Annotated in this window: 7 protein-coding genes and 1 pseudogene; 2 read left to right on the plus strand and 6 right to left on the minus strand. The window is 40.5% G+C overall.

Features of this window, described 5'->3' with window-relative positions:
* Positions 1-177, minus strand: a 177-nt coding sequence (locus H1X92_RS03325) for a transposase (protein WP_180558337.1), incomplete at its 3' end; no start/stop codon positions are given.
* Positions 178-235: 58 nt separating this feature from the next.
* Here H1X92_RS03325 and H1X92_RS03330 point away from each other — a divergent pair.
* Entirely contained in the window at positions 236-1,462 is a 1,227-nt protein-coding gene (locus tag H1X92_RS03330; protein ID WP_180558336.1) for an RNA-guided endonuclease InsQ/TnpB family protein, read from the plus strand.
* Between the two features lie 183 nt (positions 1,463-1,645).
* On the opposite strand, the pseudogene H1X92_RS16180 reads toward H1X92_RS03330, so the two are convergent.
* From H1X92_RS16180 to H1X92_RS03345, 3 genes and pseudogenes are all read right to left on the minus strand, one after another.
* Positions 1,646-2,011: pseudogene (locus H1X92_RS16180) on the minus strand (phage antirepressor N-terminal domain-containing protein); the annotation flags it as partial.
* A complete protein-coding gene (locus H1X92_RS03340) occupies positions 2,008-2,769 on the minus strand; it encodes a phage antirepressor KilAC domain-containing protein (RefSeq protein WP_180558849.1) in 762 nt (253 codons plus the stop codon). The pseudogene H1X92_RS16180 and the gene H1X92_RS03340, both read right to left, overlap by 4 nt.
* A gap of 70 nt (positions 2,770-2,839) precedes the next feature.
* Complete coding sequence (locus H1X92_RS03345) at positions 2,840-2,995, minus strand: Arc family DNA-binding protein (protein ID WP_180558850.1); 156 nt, start codon at positions 2,993-2,995, stop codon at positions 2,840-2,842.
* 98 nt (positions 2,996-3,093) lie between these two features.
* Here H1X92_RS03345 and H1X92_RS03350 point away from each other — a divergent pair, with 98 nt between their 5' ends.
* Positions 3,094-3,438: a hypothetical protein gene (locus tag H1X92_RS03350; RefSeq protein ID WP_180558851.1), complete on the plus strand. Its 345-nt coding sequence runs from the start codon at positions 3,094-3,096 to the stop codon at positions 3,436-3,438.
* Positions 3,439-3,578: 140 nt separating this feature from the next.
* On the opposite strand, the gene H1X92_RS03355 is transcribed toward H1X92_RS03350, so the two are convergent.
* Positions 3,579-4,256 (minus strand): Ail/Lom family outer membrane beta-barrel protein, encoded by a 678-nt coding sequence (locus H1X92_RS03355; RefSeq protein WP_180558852.1) that lies wholly within the window; start codon positions 4,254-4,256, stop codon positions 3,579-3,581.
* 103 nt (positions 4,257-4,359) lie between these two features.
* On the minus strand, positions 4,360-5,191 hold an 832-nt coding region (locus tag H1X92_RS03360; RefSeq protein ID WP_180558853.1), incomplete at its 5' end, for a phage tail tape measure protein.

Raw genomic sequence — 5,191 nt, forward strand, 5'->3', positions numbered from 1 at the left:
TCCGTTACTTTCCTTTAAATCAGCCCCAAAGTCGCGACACACTTCACCTGCATACTGATGAAATGCTTTGTAGTGCAAGCCACTGAGTACTTTCTTTCGGTACTTAGTCACAAAGACAAGGTGAACATGTAAAAGAAACGCTGCATGTCTTGAACGGTTGATTTTATATTTTTGCATTGAAATTAACCGGATATACGGTAAGATAGTGAGATAATTTACTACACACTGAGTAATAATGCTAATTCTAAAAGCCTACAAATTCAGACTCGAACCAACCGAAAAACAGTCGCAACGTTTGCGGCAGTTGTGCGGATGCGCTCGTTTTATCTGGAATTACGGGCTAGCAGAGACGCAACGCATTATTGAATCCGGCGGTAAACTACCGTCAGCGTTTGAACTAAATCGGATGCTCACAGAATGGAAAAAAAAGCCGGAACATTCCTTTTTGCAAGAAGCCTACACGGATAATCTTCAGCAGAAACTCAAAGATCTGCACGGGGCATGGAAACGCTGCTTTGATAAAAAACTGGCAGCAAAAGCTCCTGTATTTAAAAGGAAAAATGACGGGCGTGATTCAGTTCGTTTTGTTAATTTTGATAAATATTGTCAGCTCGATAATGGCAGAGTGAGATTACCGTCAGGTTTGGTATGGGTAAAGTTCCGGCAGTCGCAAAAGCTGTACGGTAAGATTAAAAACGCAACCGTTAGCCAACATGCGGGACACTGGTATATATCGTTTCAGGTCGAACTGGAAATGGACATTCAGCCTCATTCGTCAGCAACAATGATTGGTTTGGATGCAGGTGTAACCAGACTCGCCACGCTGTCAGACGGCACAGTGTTTGAACCTGTAAACAGTTTTAAAACCAACCAAAAAAAGCTGGCGAAATTCCAGCGTCAGTTAAGCTGTAAAGTTAAATTCAGCAATAACTGGAAAAAACAGAAGCGAAAAATCCAACGTCTCCACTCGCATATAACCAATATCCGCAAAGACTACCTTCACAAAGTCACCAGTGAAATCAGCAAAAACCACGCGATGATCGTCATTGAGGACTTAAAGGTCAGTAACATGTCGAAATCGGCAAAAGGTACACAAGAGCAGCACGGACGGAATGTCAGGGCAAAATCAGGACTTAACCGTTCGATACTGGATCAGGGTTGGTATGAAATGCGCCGTCAGCTTGAGTACAAGCAGCTATGGCGCGGTGGTCAGGTATTAGCTGTGCCTCCGGCATATACAAGTCAACGGTGTGCATGTTGTGGTCATACAGCGAAAGAAAATCGTCAATCACAAAGTAGATTCGAGTGCCTTGAGTGCGGGTATACAGAGAACGCAGATATCAACGGAGCTCGTAACATTTTAGCGGCAGGACATGCCGTGTTAGCCTGTGAAGTGAACGGTGCAGTAATGCCGTCAGCAGCAGGAACCAGGCTTCTGAGCGATCAGATAGTCTCCGACTAACGGGAATCCCCCTCCTGAGTCACGAAGTGTGAAGGTGGGGGAGGATGTCAAGAAAGAGTCCAGTGTTAACAAATGCTCATTTTCGAGCACCATGTCCGTGCGATAAATTTGATTATTTTTTATCGTAATCAAAATTCTACCACTTTCTCCTGAAAAGCGATTAAGCACCAATAATTTATCTTCTTTTTTCCTGACTTCTCCGGTCATCCAATACTCATAGAGAACATCATCACACTTATCCTGATAACGGACAACTTTATCCCTGATTTCTGCTTTTACTTTATTCGGGCTAATAGTCGATAGCCAGCCCGCAAGTTTACGAAGAGCAAGACAAATCATACTCCGTTCTTTGCCATCTCCAGCAACCATGGTGATTTCCACCATAGTTGATTTGAAACGCTGTTTAATCTTAACAAACTGACTTTTCCAGTCTAATCCCATACCCTCAACAATGGGCTTCATGGGTACATAGGGTTCATTGTTGTAATTCACCACATACAAATCGTCACCATAGAATGAGACATTAATTGTAGAAATGGCGTTATTCATGCTGCCACCTCCACACTTAACATTTTTGCTAATTTAGCAATACCTTTTGGTGTGATACGAACCTGAGTTTTAGTTTCATTAATGCCATCAGTTCGGGTAATCGTTGTCACTTTATGCTCAATCAATCCCTGTTGAATCTTGTCCTGATAACCAATCCACGGGCTACCCAAGCGTCTATAAATCCATTTATTTTCATTTAGGAAATCAAACAGGGCTTTGGGGCGTATTTGTAATTGTTTAGCAGCATCAGTCACACACATAGCACCATCGGATTTAGCGATTCGCTCTAAGGCTGCTATATCGGGCTTCATTTCTGCTATTTGATGATCACGCTCAAGGATTTTTTCACTATAATTTAGCAATAAGCCTCTCATTACGGCCGGATCATTTAATGCAACCATAGGGTCTATCACAACAGGCGCTAACTTGCCCGCTTTAAAATCTAAAAAGGTTTGGTTAACCATCAATCTAAATTTCGGTGAAATCCAACCTGCATATTCAATCGCTAATAGTTCATGAGCAAAAGTGCCTTGGTTTACCCCACCTTTTACCGCATTGATCGGGGATGTGCATTTTTGCACATCGGTTAACTCTTGAACTAGATCCTTAGCTGATTGAGTTCTTAGCCATTGTGCAGGGGCTTTATTTGTACTAGTACCACTCGCTTTATGTAATGCATTTAAATTAAAACGGCCTTCTGTATCAGTATTAATCTCAATTCCTGCAATGACAGGAAGATTTTTATTTGCTATATTCATACTGTTGATCTCTTAACTTATGATTGACAACTTAAAAACCCTGACTGTTTGCCCAGTTGGGGTTTCCTCTTTATTGGTTAATCCATTTTTCATTAAAGCTATCCTCGATCCTTTTAATCATTTCTTGGTTTTCTGTTCTTCGGTTCTGCGCTGCCGCTGACTTGACTTTCCAAATCAAACTTTCAGGCATTCTTAACAATTTTTGTTTTAGTGTTTCTTTTTCCATTTACATTCCCTTTGTTATCAATTGATATTATTTGCTATCAATTGCCAGTTTAGCTATCAAATGCTAGCATGTCAATAGATTGATATTAAGGTGCTACTATGACTAAGAAAGACGTTCAATTGAACATACGAATGACTCAAGAATTAAAAAAGAAAATTGAGATGTCAGCTAAAATAAACAACCGAACCACGAATGCAGAAGCTATAACTCTTATCGAATATGCATTGAATGACATTAAACCAAAAGAATTTGGTGACAGAATTAAAAATGCCGCTGAAGAAATAAGTATGCAGATCAATCTATCACCTAATGAGATAGAGAGACTTATAAACGAAATTCTAGCTAAAGAAACAAGAAAAGTGTTGTCACATTCTTTAGATGAAATTCTTAGTAAATCTAAATTACTATTTTTACAGGAAGTAGAAAAACACAGAAAGAACTAATAAAATTTATCAGAATAAAATAGTATTGTTAAAAATGAAAAACGCAACGTGTAAAACTTATAATGTAGGTAACTTTAATGCTTTGAGTCCACCTGACAGTTATCACAGTAATAGCGAGTAACTGTCAGGTGAGCTACAGCTTAAAACTTATATCCTAAACCAACCGTGAATGCATCCGTCTTCCACTCGCCACTGCCTGAACGTTCATAGCCTACATCAACGGTAACTCCCTCGTAAACATTCACTTGCATACCAACGCCGTAGGCCAGGTCATTTCTACTGTCACTATTTGAGCGTTTTTCGTCTTTAATTAACTTACCGTTTTTAAAAGCATTCCCACCAAATTCATAAGACATTTTTTTGTTTGCCAATCCGACTAGCGCATAAACGTTAATATATTCATTAAATCGATAAGTAGGACCAACCATCAATGAGATATATTTTCCCTTCACGCGCCCATCAACTCTAGAATTGTCTTTCCCTTTATTTGTGGTTCCAAACGCTGAAGTACCGAAATCACTCTCAGAGTAAGATGCTGAACCAATAACACCGAACCCATCATTTAACTCATACGTGTAGCGTATAAAGGCACCGCCTGGATTAGAATAATCATCAGAATCAACTCTAGCTGAAACCCCTAAACTGTTAGAAATAGCATCACCAGCAAGTTTGTTTGACTGATTTAATAAATTAACATCCTTTTTAAGTCCATCTGATTTAATCTGTATGTATCCCATCGAAAGCGTACTCTCACCACCCTTTGCGATTACAGCACCAGAAAATAGTGTTGGAATTAAAAACAGTAACGTTTTTTTCATTGTTTTTCCTTTGATCTTACGTTTGGCCAATAGTGACTTAATCTAAATTGATGCCAAGCATAACAAAAGTGAAATTTTTTTCTATCAAAAATGCGCTCATCGATCAATAACTCCGCCCATTGACTGCCTTGATAATTTTATGCAAATCACCTCCATCTCGACTCTCTGCCACTAAGACCGATTTGATTTTCTGGGTTAAGGATTGCTCGGCTGCGCGCATATCGACATTGGAAGGGTTGGACTGCTGCGGTTGACCGTCAACATGAATACCGCCTAAATTGACATTAACACCGCTTGCTACGGGTTGCATGCCGTACATGGGCGCTGAAGATGTCCCCACATATCCACCAGACGCATAACCTCGCTTAGCCCCATCCATCAGGCGATACAGGTTAGCAATACCTAACCGCTGAGTCGCTTCTTTAGTAAATACAAACTCCCCACCATGAACGATACCTTTCGGGTCATATTTACCCCCACCACCCACATATCCGCCTGATGAAAAACCTAAAATACCCGCCACTGCTCCTCGCCAGCCTTCGGTTTGTCCACCGAAAGCCGATTTCATCGCTTTTAAAATGGCCATCTGCGTCATTAACTTCACAATCATCTCAAGTAATGATTTAGTGAAGTCAGCAAAATTGGCTTTGCCGGTCAGCAGGAAATCCGACAGAGAATGGCTCATTCCCTCGAAGGCAAACTGGGTAATATTGGCAACATTTGCATAGGCGTTTGTAGCTTGATCTTGAAATTCAGCAAAGCCTTTTTTAACACCCTTCTCCCAATTACCTCTTAGCGATTCTTCTTGCTGAAAGTGTTTTTTTAGCGCTTCTTTTTCTGCTGGGGTTTCAACCTTTCCTATTGCAATCTGTTGTTGATATTGTCTATCAGACAATCCGGCGCTTGCCATCATTGCCTTCGTTCTGGCTGCAATT

The sequence above is a fragment of the Arsenophonus endosymbiont of Apis mellifera genome (genome assembly GCF_903968575.1).
GTDB lineage: Bacteria > Pseudomonadota > Gammaproteobacteria > Enterobacterales > Enterobacteriaceae > Arsenophonus > Arsenophonus apicola.